16 protein-coding genes, 7 tRNA genes and 1 riboswitch are annotated in these 18,027 nt (G+C 42.6%); of the genes, 21 read left to right on the top strand and 2 right to left on the bottom strand.

Features of this window, described 5'->3' with window-relative positions:
- Positions 1-20 precede the first annotated feature (20 nt).
- The 9 genes from BK127_RS36660 to BK127_RS36620 all read left to right on the top strand — a co-directional run bounded on the left by BK127_RS36660 (position 21) and on the right by BK127_RS36620 (position 1,704).
- Positions 21-105: transfer RNA gene (locus BK127_RS36660), tRNA-Tyr, on the top strand.
- 7 nt (positions 106-112) lie between these two features.
- Positions 113-186 (top strand) — tRNA-Trp (locus BK127_RS36655).
- 14 nt (positions 187-200) lie between these two features.
- A tRNA-His gene (locus BK127_RS36650) sits at positions 201-276 on the top strand.
- 15 nt (positions 277-291) lie between these two features.
- Positions 292-363 (top strand) — tRNA-Gln (locus tag BK127_RS36645).
- Positions 364-376: 13 nt separating this feature from the next.
- A tRNA-Gly gene (locus BK127_RS36640) sits at positions 377-451 on the top strand.
- Positions 452-463: 12 nt separating this feature from the next.
- Positions 464-537 (top strand) — tRNA-Cys (locus BK127_RS36635).
- A 14-nt stretch (positions 538-551) separates the two neighbouring features.
- Positions 552-637, top strand: a tRNA-Leu gene (locus tag BK127_RS36630).
- 166 nt (positions 638-803) lie between these two features.
- Positions 804-1,235 carry a GNAT family N-acetyltransferase gene (locus tag BK127_RS36625; RefSeq protein WP_076237637.1) on the top strand — a complete coding sequence of 144 codons (432 nt, stop codon included), beginning with the start codon at positions 804-806 and terminating at the stop codon, positions 1,233-1,235.
- A gap of 160 nt (positions 1,236-1,395) precedes the next feature.
- On the top strand, positions 1,396-1,704 hold the full coding sequence (locus BK127_RS36620) for a hypothetical protein (RefSeq protein WP_256711601.1): 309 nt from the start codon (positions 1,396-1,398) through the stop codon (positions 1,702-1,704).
- A 152-nt stretch (positions 1,705-1,856) separates the two neighbouring features.
- On the opposite strand, the gene BK127_RS36615 is transcribed toward BK127_RS36620, so the two are convergent.
- On the bottom strand, positions 1,857-2,426 hold the full coding sequence (locus BK127_RS36615; protein WP_076237636.1) for a ribonuclease H-like YkuK family protein: 570 nt from the start codon (positions 2,424-2,426) through the stop codon (positions 1,857-1,859).
- A 514-nt stretch (positions 2,427-2,940) separates the two neighbouring features.
- Positions 2,941-3,108, bottom strand: coding sequence for a hypothetical protein (locus tag BK127_RS44165; RefSeq protein ID WP_179097729.1), 168 nt, complete (start codon positions 3,106-3,108; stop codon positions 2,941-2,943).
- Between the two features lie 74 nt (positions 3,109-3,182).
- Positions 3,183-3,327, bottom strand: a riboswitch (cyclic di-AMP (ydaO/yuaA leader).
- Positions 3,328-3,530: 203 nt separating this feature from the next.
- Between BK127_RS44165 and BK127_RS36610 the strand changes: the two genes are divergently transcribed.
- The 12 genes from BK127_RS36610 to BK127_RS36555 all read left to right on the top strand — a co-directional run bounded on the left by BK127_RS36610 (position 3,531) and on the right by BK127_RS36555 (position 18,025).
- Entirely contained in the window at positions 3,531-3,815 is a 285-nt protein-coding gene (locus BK127_RS36610) for a hypothetical protein (RefSeq protein ID WP_076237635.1), read from the top strand.
- 40 nt (positions 3,816-3,855) lie between these two features.
- Complete coding sequence (locus tag BK127_RS36605; RefSeq protein WP_076237643.1) at positions 3,856-4,164, top strand: hypothetical protein; 309 nt, start codon at positions 3,856-3,858, stop codon at positions 4,162-4,164.
- Between the two features lie 115 nt (positions 4,165-4,279).
- Positions 4,280-6,328: an AAA family ATPase gene (locus BK127_RS36600; protein WP_179097728.1), complete on the top strand. Its 2,049-nt coding sequence runs from the start codon at positions 4,280-4,282 to the stop codon at positions 6,326-6,328.
- Positions 6,312-7,538 carry a hypothetical protein gene (locus BK127_RS36595; protein ID WP_076237633.1) on the top strand — a complete coding sequence of 409 codons (1,227 nt, stop codon included), beginning with the start codon at positions 6,312-6,314 and terminating at the stop codon, positions 7,536-7,538. Before BK127_RS36600 ends, BK127_RS36595 begins: the two co-directional genes overlap by 17 nt.
- 169 nt (positions 7,539-7,707) lie before the next feature.
- Positions 7,708-9,105 carry a threonine synthase gene (thrC, locus tag BK127_RS36590; RefSeq protein ID WP_076237632.1) on the top strand — a complete coding sequence of 466 codons (1,398 nt, stop codon included), beginning with the start codon at positions 7,708-7,710 and terminating at the stop codon, positions 9,103-9,105.
- A 143-nt stretch (positions 9,106-9,248) separates the two neighbouring features.
- Positions 9,249-9,728 carry a Cys-tRNA(Pro) deacylase gene (gene ybaK / locus BK127_RS36585; protein WP_076237631.1) on the top strand — a complete coding sequence of 160 codons (480 nt, stop codon included), beginning with the start codon at positions 9,249-9,251 and terminating at the stop codon, positions 9,726-9,728.
- 57 nt (positions 9,729-9,785) lie between these two features.
- A complete protein-coding gene (locus tag BK127_RS36580) occupies positions 9,786-10,727 on the top strand; it encodes an aldo/keto reductase (protein ID WP_076237630.1) in 942 nt (313 codons plus the stop codon).
- A 102-nt stretch (positions 10,728-10,829) separates the two neighbouring features.
- The gene (locus BK127_RS36575; RefSeq protein ID WP_076237629.1) at positions 10,830-12,713 is read left to right on the top strand and encodes a SpoIIE family protein phosphatase; all 1,884 of its coding nucleotides are present in this window, start codon (positions 10,830-10,832) and stop codon (positions 12,711-12,713) included.
- Positions 12,714-12,889: 176 nt separating this feature from the next.
- Positions 12,890-13,768: a radical SAM/SPASM domain-containing protein gene (locus BK127_RS36570; RefSeq protein ID WP_076237628.1), complete on the top strand. Its 879-nt coding sequence runs from the start codon at positions 12,890-12,892 to the stop codon at positions 13,766-13,768.
- Positions 13,769-13,791: 23 nt separating this feature from the next.
- Complete coding sequence (locus BK127_RS36565) at positions 13,792-14,409, top strand: rhomboid family intramembrane serine protease (protein ID WP_076237627.1); 618 nt, start codon at positions 13,792-13,794, stop codon at positions 14,407-14,409.
- Between the two features lie 138 nt (positions 14,410-14,547).
- Positions 14,548-16,788 carry a helix-turn-helix domain-containing protein gene (locus tag BK127_RS36560; RefSeq protein WP_076237626.1) on the top strand — a complete coding sequence of 747 codons (2,241 nt, stop codon included), beginning with the start codon at positions 14,548-14,550 and terminating at the stop codon, positions 16,786-16,788.
- Between the two features lie 277 nt (positions 16,789-17,065).
- A complete protein-coding gene (locus tag BK127_RS36555) occupies positions 17,066-18,025 on the top strand; it encodes an ABC transporter permease (RefSeq protein ID WP_083689862.1) in 960 nt (319 codons plus the stop codon).
- Positions 18,026-18,027: the final 2 nt, after the last annotated feature.

The raw sequence follows: 18,027 nt of genomic DNA, 5'->3' as shown, positions 1-18,027 counted from the left end.
CTGTACTGACAATTGAATATGGAGGATTAGTGAAGTGGCTAAACACGGCAGACTGTAAATCTGCTCTCTCTGAGTTCGGTGGTTCGAATCCATCATCCTCCACCATTTTTATAGGGGCATAGTTTAAAGGTAGAACAAAGGTCTCCAAAACCTTTGGTGTGGGTTCAATTCCTGCTGCCCCTGCCAATCTTACAACTGTGGCGGTCGTGGCGAAGGGGTTAACGCACTGGTCTGTGGCTCCAGCATTCGTGGGTTCAAGTCCCATCGATCGCCCCATTATTTTTTTAGTAATGGGGATTAGCCAAGCGGTAAGGCAACGGACTTTGACTCCGTCATCCCTAGGTTCGAATCCTAGATCCCCAGTATTATTAATCATGCGGAAGTGGCTCAGCGGTAGAGCATCGCCTTGCCAAGGCGAGGGTCGCGGGTTCGATTCCCGTCTTCCGCTCCATAATGCATTATTGGCGCCATAGCCAAGTGGTAAGGCAGAGCTCTGCAAAAGCTCTACCCCCAGTTCGAGTCTGGGTGGCGCCTCCATTTTTATTACACTCGCCGGAGTGGCGGAATCGGCAGACGCACAGGACTTAAAATCCTGCGGTAGGTGACTACCGTACCAGTTCAAGTCTGGTCTTCGGCATACGAGAATTATCAAGGGTTGTTGGTTAAACCTTTTGCAAGACAAACTTAAAAGCTTCTTTGATTCTTACCTGAATACATCATTCAGATTAGGATCAAAGAAGCTTTTTTGTTATAGTAATGAAAATAGTTGACGCAAACTAAAATGTGATGAGGAAGTGATAGGTATGGTTCTTATAAGAGAATCTAGACAATCAGATAACCACGCATTGGCACAATTAATGGGTGAACTTGGCTATCCAACATCCGCAGAATCTATGCGCAAACGCATGAAAGCCATCGAATTAAACCCAATGAACGGTACTTTTATTGCCGAAATGGATAATTTAATTGTTGGTATGATCGGCCTTAGATTGAATAACAATTATGAATATGATGATAGTGTTGTTCAAGTTGTTTCACTGGTAACAAGGGCTGATTATAGAGGGATGGGTATTGGAGGTGCGCTTATACTTCATGCTGAGGAATGGGCACAAGCACGTGGGGCGAATGCTATGACTTTGACAAGCGGTATCAAACCTGAGCGAGCTGCCGCACATGAATTTTACAAGAGCAAGGGATATGATATCAATGGGTATCGATTTTCAAAGAAGCTATAGATTAGGGGAAAGAGGGAGGTGAATGATGTGGAATATGTTAGAGATTATGTGATGTATTCGGCTATTTTCGGTATTTTTAGTTTTAGTTGGTATCTACTTAAGTATTAAACATTGGCATGATCACACTGCTTTATCGGAACCAGGTGTGTTTCATAATTATATGTATTTCGTATTTATTGAATTCTTTTTAGCAGCGATAGGTGCTTTTCTATTAATTAAATTTAAACGTAATGACTATACGGCCCCATGGATTGCATTTGTTGTAGGTGTTCATTTTTTTTGGTTAAAAAGTGTTTTTAAAGATCCAAGCTTGTATATATTAGCGGTACTCCTCATTGGAGTTGCATTCATTTCATTATTCTTATCTAAAAAGTTTAACATCGCTAATAGTGCTATAACAGGTATAAGCGCTGGTACTGTTCTGCTCTGCTTTGCAATATTAGGATTGGTTCGGTTCTTAATGCTATAAAAATTAAGTATAGTTAAAAATTGAGAAAACCGTGGTCGGTCTTGGAAGCCTGCATATCTGAAAATCTCACCCAAGGAAATGCCGGAATTGTACCGGCAAACCTGGTACAGAGAATGATCCCTTCGCAAGTACCACGATAACAATTCTAGGGGTCAAATAATAATTTGATGTTTTTTCTTCGAATAGCGGTTGGCGTAAGCTGATGCTACATATGAATCCGGTTTAATAATCGGCACCATACCTAACGATTGAACACGTAATACCATTTCCGCTACATATAAAGACGTTTTATTTTTAACGTGATCCGAGCCTGCGTCAATATGAATATACGATTCGAAAGAAGCTCCTTTATATACAAAAGGGAGAACGATATCCTCCATTTGCCGACGTTTTTCATCACTAAAATACAAAGCAATTTCCTCGCTTAATGCGGTTTCGGTCGAAAGTTTTTCTTTGATCGAAGCAATGGCCCGTGGGATGATAACCTGCCGGTAGCAGGCCCATGCTCCATTGCCAGGACGCTGGATTACAACACCCGTAATAAATTGTGTATAGCCTTGATGGACCTGGCAATCGGTGCCTATAATAAATTTATAAGCTGCTTTAGGATCAAGCTGAATAAAACCGATAATTCGCTCATGGACTTGCTTAAGGCTTAAGCCTTGCTCCGAAGTATTGCGAAACGTTAACGCATGGGTTAGCACATCATCTTGATTGTTCATGAAATTCACCTGTACCCAAGGCTCGGTATTCTTCCTCTCTTCTTATTATTTTGGCAGGAAAGGCGGAATCCAACCACCGCTCACGTAATCAAGTACGGTTATCACTTGGCTATACTCTATATATTATGATCGAAACAGCAGAATTTGAACCTGTGACCCCATGAGCCCATAGTTATGCAGGATTTAGTCTAAGCTGCTGCAGATCGATTTGTATTGTAAGGAGTGAAATCAAATCGTGGATGCTTGCAGAGAAGTCGGCTCGGTTTAATATTCAAATTCAAGGTGCAATCAGAATAATCGATGTGTATGATGGCTCTCCATATGAGTGTAGGTTGCGGGGATTTAGTACTGGGTGCAAGAAATCTTGTGAAAAAATATTTTGAAAAACTGTGATAGAGGGTAAGATAATGATGGGAATGATTGAATAGTAATCAGCCATATGCTGGATATTGACGGAATGCATATCAGAAGGCACTATGTCTGAAAATAACGCATAGGCTGATCGAAGTTGGATTCAGTCGGGGACTACAAAATAATTTTTTCCAAATAGCTCAATGCTTGAATTTTCCTCTGTACATTGTTCTTGGCGTTCGACCAAGGAGTGGATGAATTCGTAAGCGGCGCGCTGATCGTTTTCGTTCAAACCTTCCAGCATACGAAATAGTTTTTCCTTATGGACCATGGTAAAATCCTCCTATCGAGTATTTTGAAAAACAGAAAAAACACAAGGCTAGACCTTGTGTTAATGAACACATCTATCCTTCCCACTTTCGCTTCCGAGGTTAGCTGACGGATTCGGACTGTGAGAATTAGCCCTACGACATGCACTCATGCATATCGATTCACCCCAATTACTTGGTTCCCCCGGTTTTCTATACAGAAAACTCAGCGATTATTATTCAAATATGAAATTATAAGAGTCAACGTTCTAATTATTACACAGATTCCTCAAAAGTGAAACACAAATTCTTTTTTCTACATAAATCGACTCACAGATATACTAATCGGGTGAAAATTGGTATGATGTATATATAGTTTAGAGTGGTACGGAGGGCAGCTCGTTGAACAGCTGGCTTTTTACAGGAAGAATAGGGGTTTGGTCAAATGTCTCGGATCTTGGCTCATTTATTTTTATTTTGCGATACGAATAAGGACAGCTCGAAGATACTAAGAATCACCCGATACGGTCATGGTGAGGAAGTCAGCGAACATGCCTGTAATGGGATCAGTTTTGAAATGGCCTCTTACGATAGCCTGAACATTATTGAAAATCAGGGCAAGCGTGCATGGTCGTTCATGCTGGAAGGCTGTACTTCTCATTATGAAGAGAAAAGTGCCAAATTGTATCACTCGAATGAATTGTATCTGCTATTTGAATTTATCGATTAGAAGTAAAAAAATGGTTATCAAGAAAAGGGGAACACCGAGAGTGCTGATCAAGTTGAATTTCACTATTAAAGGAAAAGTAGCCATCGAAAATTTTACCAACGATGAATTGCTTGAAATTTTTGCGCGGTATATCAATACGTTAACCAAGAAATATGCGGTTGATGCTGTCGTACCCGTCGAAGGAAATCAGAGCATTGTTGCGGACGGCTCTTTAAAAGTGACACTGGAAAATGTTAACTGTGACGTGGACACCTTCTTCAAGGAACTGGGCAGAGATATCAAAATTCCTTTAAAGAAAAGACTCGAAGGCAAGCTGGATAACGTATTTAAAACAGAGGTTGTCAAATAACGGGTAACATTAGTAATTAAGATTTGGATCGAATAGCACCTGTTGCCAAAGCAGGTGTTTTTTGGTTCATTTGAACATGGAACGGATTGAAAGCATATGACGCTGGGACGAGGTTATGAAGATGGAATTATTGTATTTATGGATAGAAGAAGATTCCAATCGGGTCATAGTTAATCAGGAGTTTAATTTTAGCGGTAGATACAGATTCAACTTTAAGGATGGTATTGTGCATTCCTATCTGAGAGAGAGCTACCCTAAAGGTTTTTTTAATTTGAATCATAATGAATCTTCTAAAATAACAAACATCACGGCAATTGTAGGAGAGAATGGCAGCGGTAAAACTACCCTACTGCAGTTTCTTAAAGAAAACCTAAGCTATATCAAGCAAGAGTTTTATGGAAGAGGTTTACGCTATTCATATCCTGCAGCAGAGCATAAATTTATCGTTATCGTAAAGGACCAGGGACATTTTTATTTATATAATATAGGGGAAATTGATATATTGGATATAGACGGTGATCTCCTTATTGAAACAAGAGATATGCAATTGGAAAGGGTATATGGGGACAGCGATGAAAGTGATGATTATGATGATTACGAGAACTACAATTATAATTCTGATGCTGTTCGATATTTAATTCCCGAACTCAAAAAAACGAAAATTATTTATTTTTCAAATGTGCTGGATACGAACCATATTCTTAATGACTTTAGCTACGATTTCTTTGATATATTTCTTGATATATCTACCAACACCGTTTTGGAGCAGGACTCTTATGACAACAACAACCAAATTCAGGAAATCTTAAGACAGGTTCGTTTTCTCCTGTCGCCTAATGCCGATAAAATAATCCCGAAAGCACCGGATTTTTTTCTTGTTCATCTTAAAAGTTTATCGGAAATTATGAATAGATTGCAAAGAAAACATTATGCTAACGAAATTAATATCTCAAAAATTAGTGATAAAATCAAAAAAAGTTTGAACCTGATTACGAGCATCGATGAAATTATTCATTCCATAATCATGGTATCTGTCTTTGAATACATTGAAATGTATGAATCTGCCCTCGAGCAAAATGTCAACAGCAGCAAGCCGAAGAAGGTTAACATCACGCAGATCTTGACCAAGTATTTGAACTCGAATTGGACCCTAGATACATTCATGCTAATGCTCAAAGAAAGGATCAAAAAGCTGCGAAAAACGATTCATGTGGATCAGCGTGCAGGGCATCCTTTAAGACATAAAAACGATGAGTACTTCGATAAATGCTTTCAAGGCAGACTGGAACTAATCAGGCTTATGCCGCAGTTTGAAGACTTTATAGTAGCGAATAATCAACCGGATATCGTGATTCCATTTGCAGAGCGTGAACTTATCATGCAACTATTGACGTATAGTGAGGAATCTGATTTTTCATTTAGACTGTTAACCTTCGACTTGTCAGGCATATCCTCAGGCGAAAGAGCGATGCTTGTAACCTATTCGAGGTTTTACTGGTTGATCGACCGATCTACGAACGAGCCGTCGTACAGGCGATTCGGTTTTACTGATGGGGGCTTTCATACTGATCACTACAGGCTCAGAGAAAATCTGCTGATCCTTATCGATGAAGGCGAAGTATACCTCCATCCTAACTGGCAAAGGGAATATCTCAATAACATCGTAAATTTTTTTGGTGAAATTTTCAAAAATTGTGATGATGTAAAAAACATTCAGATTATAATGACCTCCAATTCTCCGTTCGTAATTTCTGACTTGCCCAAGGAAAACATTATTTTATTGGAAAATCGGGATGGACGCAGCCATGTTCGAGCAGAGAGCGACAAGTTCGATACGTTTGGTGCAAATATTCATCTGCTGCTGTCCGATACTTTTTTTATGTCAAAGGGATTGATTGGAGAATTCGCCAGAAATAAAATGAATGCGGTCATTGAATTCCTGAATAATGATTCAGAGGCCAGCCGCGAGCAGAGAAGCGATATGGCTTATATCATCAGTATTATCGGTGAGCCCGTCATTAGGACAAAGCTGCAGGAAATGTATGATGCCAAATATAATGATGATGATCCACTCAAACGTGTCGAGCATGAAATTGCAAGATTAGAAAGAGAACGCGAACGTATTTTGAAGAAAAGGAAAGAAGACCATGATCCAAATACCTGAGTCTAAATACAAAAATCTGGAAGCCGTTCATTTGGTGAATATCAGAGGTTACGTCATAGATACGATCCGATTTTTCCTCAACTGCTGTCAGATCATAGCGGACCCGTCTCTAGCGGCTCGTTATAAGGAAGGATTACATATCTATAAGCATAACAATACGTTATTTGCCCACATACAAGTGATTTCGAACCGTTTTTACAGACCGTTAAAGAAAAGTAGTTCCGGTGCGCATCCTGCTGTCAGCACGATCCCGGAAGTGTTTAGTAACAAGCTGATCAAAACTGAGTTTGTCCAAAACTGCTCTCGGTATCAGAGCATGCTTTTGGATATGTTGGAGCCTTCTTCAGAAATTTATTGTGAGAAGCTTCTTAATTCGAAGCCAGACCGGCTTATCGATATTTACAGGTACATAACTAAGACCTATACACATCTGAAAACTACCAATGGCAAGGAAGTGTTTGCGCCGGATCATATCAGGAAGGGTCTGCTTTATGAGATATTGTGCCGGATCTTTAATTATGACCAGTTTAGAGATACAGGCATAAAAACGCCGACCTCCTCAAATAAATGGAGTGCTTATGATTTATGCAATCAATTAAATATTAATGTATGTCCTTATTGCAATCGGATGTACACGTTCACCATATATACAGGCTCAGCCGGAAAAGCTTTGACCAGACCCGAGTTGGACCATTATTTCCCCCGATCCAAGTATCCTTTATTTGCGTTGTCCTTTTATAATTTAATACCCAGCTGCAAGGTATGTAACAGCACGTTTAAGAGAGATGAATATTTGAACATCGATGATTTTTTGCATCCTTATCTGGATGGAGCGCATGCTCAGTATAAATTTGACTATACACCTGTTGATATGGATGCTTTTGATGGTGATAAAGGAAAAGTGAACGTGATCATTAATAGAAATCATATGCAACATGTAAAAACAGATAAATCATTGAAAAAATTTGCAATTGAGGATATTTATAAAATGCATAATGATGTCATAGCGGATCTGATTTACAAAAGAAAAATGTATCCTGACGTTACCATAAAGCAAATTGCTTCCGTACTGCATGGCGCAGGATTAAGTTCCTTAACAAGCGAGGATATATTTAATTCGATATTTAATGTTCCTAAAACAGTGGAAATCATTGATACCTCATTAGGAAAATTAAGAAGTGATGTTACCGACCAGCTCAAGTGGCTTTGATGACTCTGTATTTCTCCAACCTACCAGATTTCAAGGATATTATTGATTTTGAGGAACATTAAATTAATTTCGACGCATCACTTGGTTATCGCTCCGAATAAAGGTAAAATAGAGTTAATGACAACTATATCCCTATCCTAATGGAATGAAATTATTGGAGGAACGAAAGATGAAGTATATCAGCACCAGAGGCAATGTGGAAGCAAGAGGTTTTATAGAAACAGTTCTAATGGGACTTGCTGACGATGGCGGTCTGATGATCCCTGAGGAGATCCCTGTGGTTTCAGCGGCGACCTTGAAGGAATGGGAAGCTTTAAGCTACCAGGAGCTGTTTTTGAAAATTTTCTCTTACTATACGAATGATGAAATCCCTTACGAGGATTTAAAGGATATGGTAGCTAAAAGCTACTCCAGCTTCCGTAATCCGGAAGTGACGCCTGTACAAACGATTACCGATAAACTCCATATCCTGGAGCTGTTCCACGGACCGACCTTCGCGTTCAAAGACGTTGCTCTGCAATTTATGGGTGAGCTCTACTCGTATATTTCCAAGAAGCAAGGCGAGATTATTCATATTCTCGGCGCGACTTCGGGAGATACGGGCGCTGCAGCCATCCAGGGAGTGCGCGGCAAAGAAGGCATTCGTATTTGTGTGCTGCATCCGCATCTCAAGGTGAGTAAAGTGCAGGAGCTTCAAATGACAACCGTAAACGATGCGAATGTGTTGAATTTAGCAGTTAAGGGCAACTTTGACGATTGCCAAGGGGTCATCAAGGAGCTGTTTGGTGATCTGGATTTTAAAGGCAAGCATCATTTGCGGGCTATCAATTCAATCAACTTCGTGCGGATTTTGGCGCAAACCGTTTATTACTTCTATGCCTATCTGCAGGTAGCCAAGCAGCAAAAGCTGGAGAAAATCAATTTCAGCATTCCGTCAGGTAACTTTGGCAACGTGTTCTCCGGTTATTTGGCCAAGAAAATGGGGCTTCCGATCAACAAACTCATTATTGCCACCAATGAGAACAATATTTTGGAGCGTTTTATCAAAACCGGTGTATACAAAAGCGGTGATTTCCTTAGCACGCACAGTCCGTCCATGGACATTCAGATTGCCAGCAATTTTGAACGTTACTTGTATTATTTCTTGGGTGAGGATTCGCAGAAGGTATCCGAGTATATGAAGAAGTTCCAGCAAGAAGGGCAAATTGTGATTGATGCCGAAGACCTGAAACGGGTACAAGCTGAGTTCTCTGCCCATGGTGTGAAGAATGCCGAGTGTTTGGAGATTATCGGAAAATACAAAGCCGAGCACGATTACTTGCTAGACCCGCATACGGCTTGCGGTATAGCGGCATATGAGACGTTTGGTAACGACAATGAGGTATGTGTATCCTTTGCAACCGCACATCCTGCGAAATTCGACGAAGCCATCCGTCTGATTGATATTAAGCAGCAATTCCCGGCTGAGATCGAGCAGTTGCTTTCCCTACCTCAGTATCAAACTATTGTGAATAACAGCAAGGAAGAAATTGTTGCACAGCTTGAAGCGTTCTATAACCGTGCTTAGGATTAAAGCATCTCTTGTATCTGTAATATAATTAGGCGAACGTCGGGATTCGGTGCAACCGTGCTCTGCGTTCGCCTTCTTCATAACCATAAATATCTCAAAACGATTGAATTGTTTAAATGAAGGGTTGGAATAAAATCTCTATGTCTGCAAAAACCAATGCTTGTCGAATATTGGACGCTCTCCATATTTCATACACGTTACATGAGTACGATTGGGACGAAGATCAGCTGGATGCTTACACTGTAGCCGATAAGGTCGGCTTGCCGGCGGATCAAATTTATAAAACGCTTGTATTGCGCGGTGATAAAACGGGGATTATGATGGCCTGTATTCCTGGCAATGCCGAGCTTAACTTAAAAAGCTTAGCCCAGGCAAGTGGGAATAAGAAGGTCGAGATGGTTGCCGTAAAAGAAATTCAAGCTTTAACCGGTTACATTCGTGGAGGAGTCTCACCTCTGGGTACGAAGAAAAAGTATCCTTTTTATTTAGCGCCAGCCGCTACGAGCGTAAATCCTGTCAGTATCAGTGCAGGTCGCCGCGGCTTGCAAATATTTCTTAAAGGTGAAGATTTGGCTGCCGCCTCTGAAGCTATTCTAGTAGACATCACAAGCCATTCATAATACGATAATGTAGACGTATGCAGAATCTTTAATCCCATAATTGAGGAGTGATTGTCCGTGGATTATGTAACTTTGGGTAGGACCGGTTTACAGGTAAGCGTCATGAGCCTGGGGGCTGGCGGAAGCAGCAGGTTAGGTATGCAAACGATTAAAAGTGAGCAGGAAGCCGCGACGATTGTCGCAAAAGCGATCGAGCTGGGCATTAATCTGATCGACACAGCCGAAGCCTATGGCACAGAAAATGTGGTTGGGGCAGGTCTGCAGCATATCCCAAGAGAGTCGGTATACATATCCACCAAGTATTCGCTTCAACATAATAAGGTATTAAAGAAGCCAGACGATTTTGAAAAAAGTGTTGATCAAAGCTTGTCCAATTTGAAAACGGATTATATCGATATTTATCATCTGCATGGTGTGGCTGCTGCTGATTACGCATATGCGGTAGAGCACTTGGTACCGGAAATGATCAAAATGCAGGAAAAAGGTAAAATTCGTTTTCATGGTATCACCGAAGCTTTTGGATCAGACCCTGCTCATCAGATGCTGCATCAAGCTATTCAGGATGATTGCTGGGATGTGATGATGGTCGGATTTAATATGTTAAACCAGAGCGCACGGGCTCAAATTTTTGAAGCTACAATCGCCAAAAATATTGGAGTTCTCGACATGTTCGCGGTACGGAGAGCCTTGTCACATCCCGAGGCATTAGCTGAGATTATTGCGAGCCTGCTTGCCGAAGGAAAGCTGGATCCTGATAAGGTCAACCCAGTCAACAGCCTGGATTTCCTCGTGCATCAGCATGGTGCTGAAAGCATCATGGATGCGGCTTACCGCTTTTGCAGATATGAGCCGGGCATTCATTCCGTGTTGATGGGAACGGGTAATGTACAGCATCTAGCGGATAATATTGCATCGGCGAACCGACCTCCACTGCCAGAGGCTGATATTCAGAAGCTGAAGGATATATTTGGCACGATTGATAGCGTGACGGGCAATTAAGCTGACGCACACGTGCTGGAGCAGCTCTACCGACGAATATCATTCAATGAATGTAAGAATCGGCTGCGAGGATGTCTAAAGCTTTTAAATAGGGGTGTACGGATGTCGAATGTATTCAAACCAGAGACAAATTTGAAAGCCAAACCTGCCTTCGATTCGGGAGTAACGAAGGTCATGATATTGGCTAGTGTATTGATCGTGTTTTCGATTGTGCTAATCGGCACATTTGTGTATTTCTTTACGGAAAACGAAGTCGTCAAAAAGTTGAAAAGCCGTGATCTCGAAACGATTGCCGAGTCCATCTCGTCCAAGGTAGATGCAAGGATTGATAAGGAAATCGAAACCTCTTTGGTGTTTGCCAACGATCCTACTCTATTGAAATGGCTGCAGGATGGGGAGAACAATGCGACGCTCGAGGCCATGGTTCACCAAAAAACGAATTATTTGCATCAAAACCTGGGCTACAGCACGACTTTTATAGCAAGCACGAAATCAAGGCATTACTGGGATGAAAATGGAAAGATTATTGATACGATAAGCGAGCAAGATCCTGATGATAGCTGGTTCTTTGATTCCATCGCACTCAAGAAGGCCTCCTCGATAAACTTTGATTACAATAATGAGCTTAAGGATACCTTTGCATTCGTGAACGCATTAGCGGGTCCGGTGGACGCGCCCCTGGCGGTTGTGGGTGTAGGGATTAATCTTCATGAGTTGTCCAATAATTTTGCTTCCTACAAGGATGGTAAGGGTATCAATCTGTGGCTGATCGATAGCAAGGGATCGATTTATTTATCCGATGTGTATGAGCATAATGGCAAAAATATCCGAGATGTGATGATCGACTCAGCCTCAAGCGACGTGCTCAAGCAGTTTGATACAACGACGCGAATTTTTGAATATGATTCCAAATCGGGTGAGCGGATGGATCTGATCAGTTACCCATTGAAATCGACGGATCTTCATCTGCTTGTTGAGGTCGAACGTAATGAGACGGTTTCTTTTCTGCGGACGATTAAATGGAATACGGTTCTGGCCGTGGCCGTTTCTATGGTTTCGATTGTGTTCTTCTTCTATTATATATCCCGCAAGCTGGCCAATCCTTATAAACGGGCGATTCTGCTGAATCAGGAGCTGGAGAAGCAGGTGATGGAGCGCACGAAGGAATTGTACGAGCGCAATCAGGAAATACTGGACAGCATTAATTACGCCAAGCTGCTGCAGGAGTCCGTTTTACCGAAGGAGCAGCAGTTAAAGGTATTGTTTAATGAGCATTTTGTTATTTGGCGGCCGCGGGATGTCGTAGGCGGTGACTTTTACTGGTCGAAGCAATTCGGAGAACGGACGCTTGTAGCTGTTGGTGACTGTACAGGTCATGGTGTTCCAGGCGCATTCATGACACTTTTGGCTGTATCCGCACTCAACCGTATTGCAGATAGCGGTGAGATAGAGGACCCAGCATCGATTTTGAGTCAATTGAATCGCTTGTTGAAAGAAACACTCGGTCAGGATGGGCATGAAGGTGTGACTGATGACGGGCTGGATATCGGGATTTGTGCCATTGAACCGAATAGTGTCATATTCGCAGGGGCCTCCTGCACCTTGCATCGCGTGGATGAGGATGGGGTATTGCAATCATGGAAGGGCAACCGCAGAAGCGTGGGTTATCGTAAAACCCCTTCCGATTATGAATATACAAACCATATGATGCCAGAAGGTGAGGCTCGTTATTATATGACTACGGACGGCTTCTTCGATCAAAATGGCGGTGAACGCGATTATTCATTCGGTAAAAAACGATTCGCGGAAATGATCGTTCGTTACGGGAATTTGTCCCTGATGGAACAGAAGGAATCGTTCCTTCATGAGCTGGAAACGTATATGGGCGATGAAAGACAGCGTGATGATATTACGGTATTGTCCTTTCGGGCTGCCGATCAAATTGCTGCGGGAGCGGCAGAGGAAAGTACAGAAGAGGGAATATAGTGGATCTAATAGACTTCAAACATACGAGGAGACTATTGACATAGACTGTCATCCGGCCCCATCCTGTGCTATATTTAAAATGATGGAAAGTCTGCATGAGCATACTTGTGACTCATTGCAGGCTTTTTGTTATGCCAATGTGAACAAAGCTTTTAATAGAAATGGAGTGATAGCAGATGAAGAAATTTAAAAAGACTTATATCGAAATTACGAGCGTGTGCAACTTGGCCTGTACCTTTTGCCCGCAAACGAAGCGACAATCGAATTTTATTAAAATAGATGCGTTCACTAAAATTCTTGATGAAATTAAGCCGCACACGGATTATATTTATTTTCATGTAAAAGGTGAGCCTTTGCTTCATCCCCGGATCGATGAACTGCTGGATCTGAGCCATGAGCGAGGCTTCAAGGTCAATATTACGACCAATGGCACCTTGATCACCAAAAACAAACATAAAATTTTGCCCAAGCCTGCGCTTAGACAGATGAATTTTTCGTTACACAGCTTTGACGGGCATGAAGGCTCGACAAATAAGGAAGCCTATATTATGAATATTTTGGATTTCGTGAAGGAAGCGGTCGCTACGACCCCATTATTGGTTTCACTGAGGCTGTGGAATTTGGATACGGACAATACCACTAACCTCGAAAGAAGCCGAAATCGCGAAATTCTTGAAATGATTGAAAAAGCATTTGAACTTGATTTCAAAATCGAAGAGAAATTTGTGCGCGGCAGCGGACTGAAAATTGCAAAGCAAATTTATTTGAATCAGGATCATGAATTTCAATGGCCGGATTTAAAGGAAGCTGAGGATGAGGGCAAGGGCTTCTGTCATGCGCTGCGCAATCAGGCTGCGATTCTGGTAGATGGTACGGTGGTACCTTGCTGTCTCGACGGAGAAGGTGTTATCAATTTGGGCAACATTAATCAGACCCCTTTCTCCGAGATTGTAGAGGGAGAACGTGCCAACAATTTGTATAACGGTTTTTCCCGAAGAGAAGTCGTGGAAGAGTTGTGCAGAAAGTGCGGTTACCGACAAAGATTCAGCATGTAGCAAAAGCGAGAGGAAGTGAGTCCATGTTCGCACGAAGAGAAAGTTTAAAGGAATATATCACCCTGTATCCGATCACAGCTCTATTGATTCTTGTGAATATCGTGGTGTGGGGACTTATGGAGATATTCAGCTTATCCCAGAACCCGAACGTAACCTTACTGCAATTCGGTGCCATATTTGATTTGCCGAATATGAAGGCGGAGGTTTGGCGTTATGCAGCTGCGATGTTTATTCATATCGGGTTTGCGCATCTGTTCTTTAACAGCTTTGCTCTCTATGTGTTTGCAGCGCCGCTGGAGCGCATGCTCGGTAAATGGAGATACCTGCTGACTTATATCGTATGTGGTATTACAGGAAATATATTCAGTATGTGGCTGCACAAGGATTATTTTGTCTCGGCAGGTGCATCGGGAGCGATTTACGGGATATATGCTGCATTTTTATTTTTGGCGATATTTCGAAAGGACATTATCGATTACCAGACCAAGCAGACGCTTCTCGTTATTGTAGGAATTGGGTTCGCGAACTCGCTGTTCGTTCCCAACATCGATATCTATGCCCATCTGGGCGGCTTTGTTGGCGGTATTGTGATGATGGCGTTAATCGTGATATCGATCAAAAGAAGACATCGCAGAGCATAGCTGCTATCTTGAGCAAGGTGAGGAAAGACGGGGACTGTTACAACCTGTATTCTTCTAATTGTGCATGATTCACCTTATTGAGCATTGACTTGCCCGCCCGAATCGTTGTACTTTGAACAATGAAAGGGTGAAATTTACATGAGGAACAAGTGGGGAAACCGTCTTGTATTTGCTTATCTTCCCGTTTTCATTCTGGTCATTATCGTGCTGCTGTGCATATTTTTTGTTATCACGAGTGAATTGTCCAAGCAGCAGGCGCTGAAGGCGAACGAGATCTATGCTGAAAATACGATGCAATATGTCGATTCCAAGCTGCGATCGGTTGAACAATATATTGTGCAGACTTTTCTCGATGACCAGTCCGTCATCGACTTTTATAGTGTATCTCCATCCAGTCCCAATCGTTATCTCAATGACCGCGACGTGTACAAAAAATTGATCCTGATGCGCGAGAGCTTTAGCGAGATTGATTCGGTTTATTTGTATCGTAACCGTGATCAGATTGTTTTAAGCAATACGTCCATGATGCCACTTGATCAATTCGCCAATAGCCAATATTTGAAAGCTTTATTAGCCGCTTCTGCTGACAATCGTTGGAGCATCGGTCGCGAGTATATCGACAACAACGATATAACCACGCCTGTCGTGTCCTTGGTTAAGCGAATGCCATTGCCACTTGGTACAGACGGAATACTGGTTGCTAACATAAAAATAAACACGCTCTCAACGCTTGTCAGTAATGTATCCCGCTCCAAATTGAGTTATGTTCATCTGTTGGATACGAATGGAGAATACATCATTGGGGATGGTGACACATTCGAGGGAAAAGACGGAGTTGACCGGAAAGATTTTACTGTAATGAAATCGGAATACACAGGTTGGACGATCCGAAGCGGATTTGTCGACGGCGTCGCTTTTCGTTTTCTATCGAACCTGAATGTATTTTGGTTGGTCATCGGGGTCATTACAGTGCTCGCTGGCGCTATATGGATCATATATGCGAGTCTGCAGAACTACAAGCCGATTCAGTCGCTTCTGGATCGGCTTTCATCGGTTCCACTACAGAAACCGCATATACTGGGTCAGGTCAAGCATGATGAATTCAAAATTATCGACAATTTGCTGGATCATCTGCTGGAGCAATTCGGTAAGTATCGGATCGAGAATGATGAGAACTTCAACTACCGTCGTCGATATTTATTTGAAGAGCTGCTGACCGGGACGCTGCTCAGGCAGGAAGGGGTCCGGGAAAAGGAGTATTTACAATTCGGATTTCAGGAATCGTACGATCAATATATAGTGGCCATTATCGAGATCGACAAGTATGCTTCTTTTACGTCCACTTACAATAATAAGGATCAATATTTGATTAAATTCATCATTGATAATGTCGTTCAGGAGCTGAATAACAGCACAGGCCTCCTGATCTGTCCAGAATGGATTGAGAAGCACAGGCTATGTATTGTTTGTCAATTGTCCGATGAGACCACAGCCGCCGATACATTCTTGGACATCATGCGCAAAACGGTAGATTGGATCGGTAAAAATGTAGAAATTACAATTACATGCGGACTGGGTACGCAGGTGTCGGGCATTCATAGGGTATCCAGCTCATATGAGGAAGCATTGGAAGCTCTTGGCTATAAGCCGACATTCGGAACCGGCAGTGTCATTGCATTCACGGATATCGATAGCAAGACGGGCGAGGAAATATTCAGGTCTCTACCGTATATTCGTGAGCTGGTCCACTTTTACAGACTTGGTGAACCCGAATGGCAGCGCCATTATAGCTCTTTGTTTGCGGAAATTCGCATTCAGCTCTTTTCACGCGAGCAGGTTGCCAATTTGATGAATTATTTGTTATTTCACTTTTACAAGGAAATGTCGGGATTATCGGCGGAATATTTGGAATGCTGGCGAGAATATGCGATGAATCCAATCAACGAATGGATTACGACCTTTGACACCGTGGAAGAATTGGAGGCAGAGCTGCATCGTATATTGGAGGACGCCCGAAAGAGGTTGGACGAGCTTCGCGCGCAGCGCAGCCAGCATGAGTTGATTGATCAAATGAAAACGTATATAGAGAACGAGTTCAACAATTCCGACTTTTCGCTTGTCATGCTGAGTGAGAAGTTTAAGCTGACTCCGAATTATTTAAGCCGCTTGTTTAAGGAAGAATTCGGTGAGAAATTTATTGATTATTTGGCCAGCCTGCGCATTGAGCAAGCCAAGCAATTGCTGGTCGAAACCTCGGCGCCGATACAGGACATCGGAGAGCGAGTTGGCTATACGCATACGTTTTCATTCATCCGTGTATTCAAGAAACTAGTAGGTCGAACGCCTGGCGATTACCGCAAGGAGTTCCGGCAATTATAATCGTACAATGATGTCAACGACCGGATCAGGGAGAAATCAGCAAACTCTCTGCTTGACCGGTTGTTTTTTTGTTTGTGGATGAGGACTGATGTCAAACCTCACATGATAAGACAGGTATAAACCCAGGCCTGATGCGGATTGTTGAAGTTGTGCATGGAGTGTAAATGTGTGAATTGCCGTGTCAGCAACCTTCGGTGTAAGGTGTAATTGTGATCGGAATAGAAACGATGACAACCCGATACTACGCTCAGCAGGGCAACATAGGAGGTGAAGTCTCATGCGAGTATCATCCAAACAAACCGCTTTGGACATGTCGGTCGGAACAAGAGATACGAAGAAGAAGCGGAACCACAAGTACTTGAAGCAAAATATTCCGCTGTACATCATGCTCGCTCCAGCCATTTTATGTTTCGTCATATTCAAGTACGCGCCGATGGGCGGGATCGTCCTTGCTTTCAAGGATTATAGCTTTTGGGATGGAATCTGGGGAAGTCCATGGGTCGGCTTCAAGCATTTTGATTATTTGTTTAACAACCCGCAAGGCTGGAAAATCATCCGTAATACGTTTGTGCTAAGTTTACTTAGCTTTATCGGGTTCCCATTTCCGATCATGGTTGCGTTGATGCTGAACGAGGTTCGAAAGATGTGGTTTAAGAAAATGGTGCAAACCCTGCTGTACTTGCCCCATTTCCTCTCATGGGTTATTGTCGGAGGCATCTTTATTACCTTATTTTCACAAGATTCCGGTATGGTGAACGACATTCTGGATAAGCTGATTGGCGAACGGTATCCCTTTCTCTACAAGCCGTTCACCTGGATCGCTGTGTATCTCAGCTCAGGGATATGGAAAGAGGCCGGCTTTTCGGCAATCATTTATTTGGCGGCGCTTACGACGATTGACCCGAGCTTGTACGAATCAACCGCAATCGATGGTGCAGGCAAATGGAGGCAGGTGTGGCATGTCTCGCTTCCAGGCATTCGACCCACGATCATTTTGCTGCTGATCCTTGGGATTGGCCGTGTGATGGAGGTCGGCTTTGACCACATTTATGTAATGCAGAATCGGGTTGTTGCCGATATTTCCGAAGTCATCAGCACGTACACGTTCAAGACGGGAATTCAGGGGGGCGAGTTCGGTGTTCCCGCTGCGATGGGTTTGTTCGAGTCACTGGTAGGCTTCGTGCTGGTGTTGTCCGCAAACAGTATTGCCCGTAAATTCAACCAGAGCCTATGGTAATC

The organism is Paenibacillus sp. FSL H7-0331 (assembly GCF_001956045.1).
The sequence above is the reverse complement of the archived record's forward strand: the minus strand, read 5'-3'. Positions and strand labels throughout refer to the sequence as shown.

What these genes read in the sequence shown, in the direction of transcription:
- BK127_RS36625 (WP_076237637.1), top strand. Translation starts at nt 804, where the DNA reads ATGGTTCTTATAAGAGAATCTAGACAATCAGATAACCACGCATTGGCA.
- BK127_RS36620 (WP_256711601.1), top strand. Translation starts at nt 1,396, where the DNA reads ATGTATTTCGTATTTATTGAATTCTTTTTAGCAGCGATAGGTGCTTTT.
- BK127_RS36615 (WP_076237636.1), bottom strand. Translation starts at nt 2,426, where the DNA reads ATGAACAATCAAGATGATGTGCTAACCCATGCGTTAACGTTTCGCAAT.
- BK127_RS44165 (WP_179097729.1), bottom strand. Translation starts at nt 3,108, where the DNA reads ATGGTCCATAAGGAAAAACTATTTCGTATGCTGGAAGGTTTGAACGAA.
- BK127_RS36610 (WP_076237635.1), top strand. Translation starts at nt 3,531, where the DNA reads ATGTCTCGGATCTTGGCTCATTTATTTTTATTTTGCGATACGAATAAG.
- BK127_RS36600 (WP_179097728.1), top strand. Translation starts at nt 4,280, where the DNA reads ATGAAGATGGAATTATTGTATTTATGGATAGAAGAAGATTCCAATCGG.
- BK127_RS36595 (WP_076237633.1), top strand. Translation starts at nt 6,312, where the DNA reads ATGATCCAAATACCTGAGTCTAAATACAAAAATCTGGAAGCCGTTCAT.
- thrC (WP_076237632.1), top strand. Translation starts at nt 7,708, where the DNA reads ATGAAGTATATCAGCACCAGAGGCAATGTGGAAGCAAGAGGTTTTATA.
- ybaK (WP_076237631.1), top strand. Translation starts at nt 9,249, where the DNA reads ATGTCTGCAAAAACCAATGCTTGTCGAATATTGGACGCTCTCCATATT.
- BK127_RS36575 (WP_076237629.1), top strand. Translation starts at nt 10,830, where the DNA reads ATGTCGAATGTATTCAAACCAGAGACAAATTTGAAAGCCAAACCTGCC.
- BK127_RS36570 (WP_076237628.1), top strand. Translation starts at nt 12,890, where the DNA reads ATGAAGAAATTTAAAAAGACTTATATCGAAATTACGAGCGTGTGCAAC.
- BK127_RS36565 (WP_076237627.1), top strand. Translation starts at nt 13,792, where the DNA reads ATGTTCGCACGAAGAGAAAGTTTAAAGGAATATATCACCCTGTATCCG.
- BK127_RS36560 (WP_076237626.1), top strand. Translation starts at nt 14,548, where the DNA reads ATGAGGAACAAGTGGGGAAACCGTCTTGTATTTGCTTATCTTCCCGTT.
- BK127_RS36555 (WP_083689862.1), top strand. Translation starts at nt 17,066, where the DNA reads ATGCGAGTATCATCCAAACAAACCGCTTTGGACATGTCGGTCGGAACA.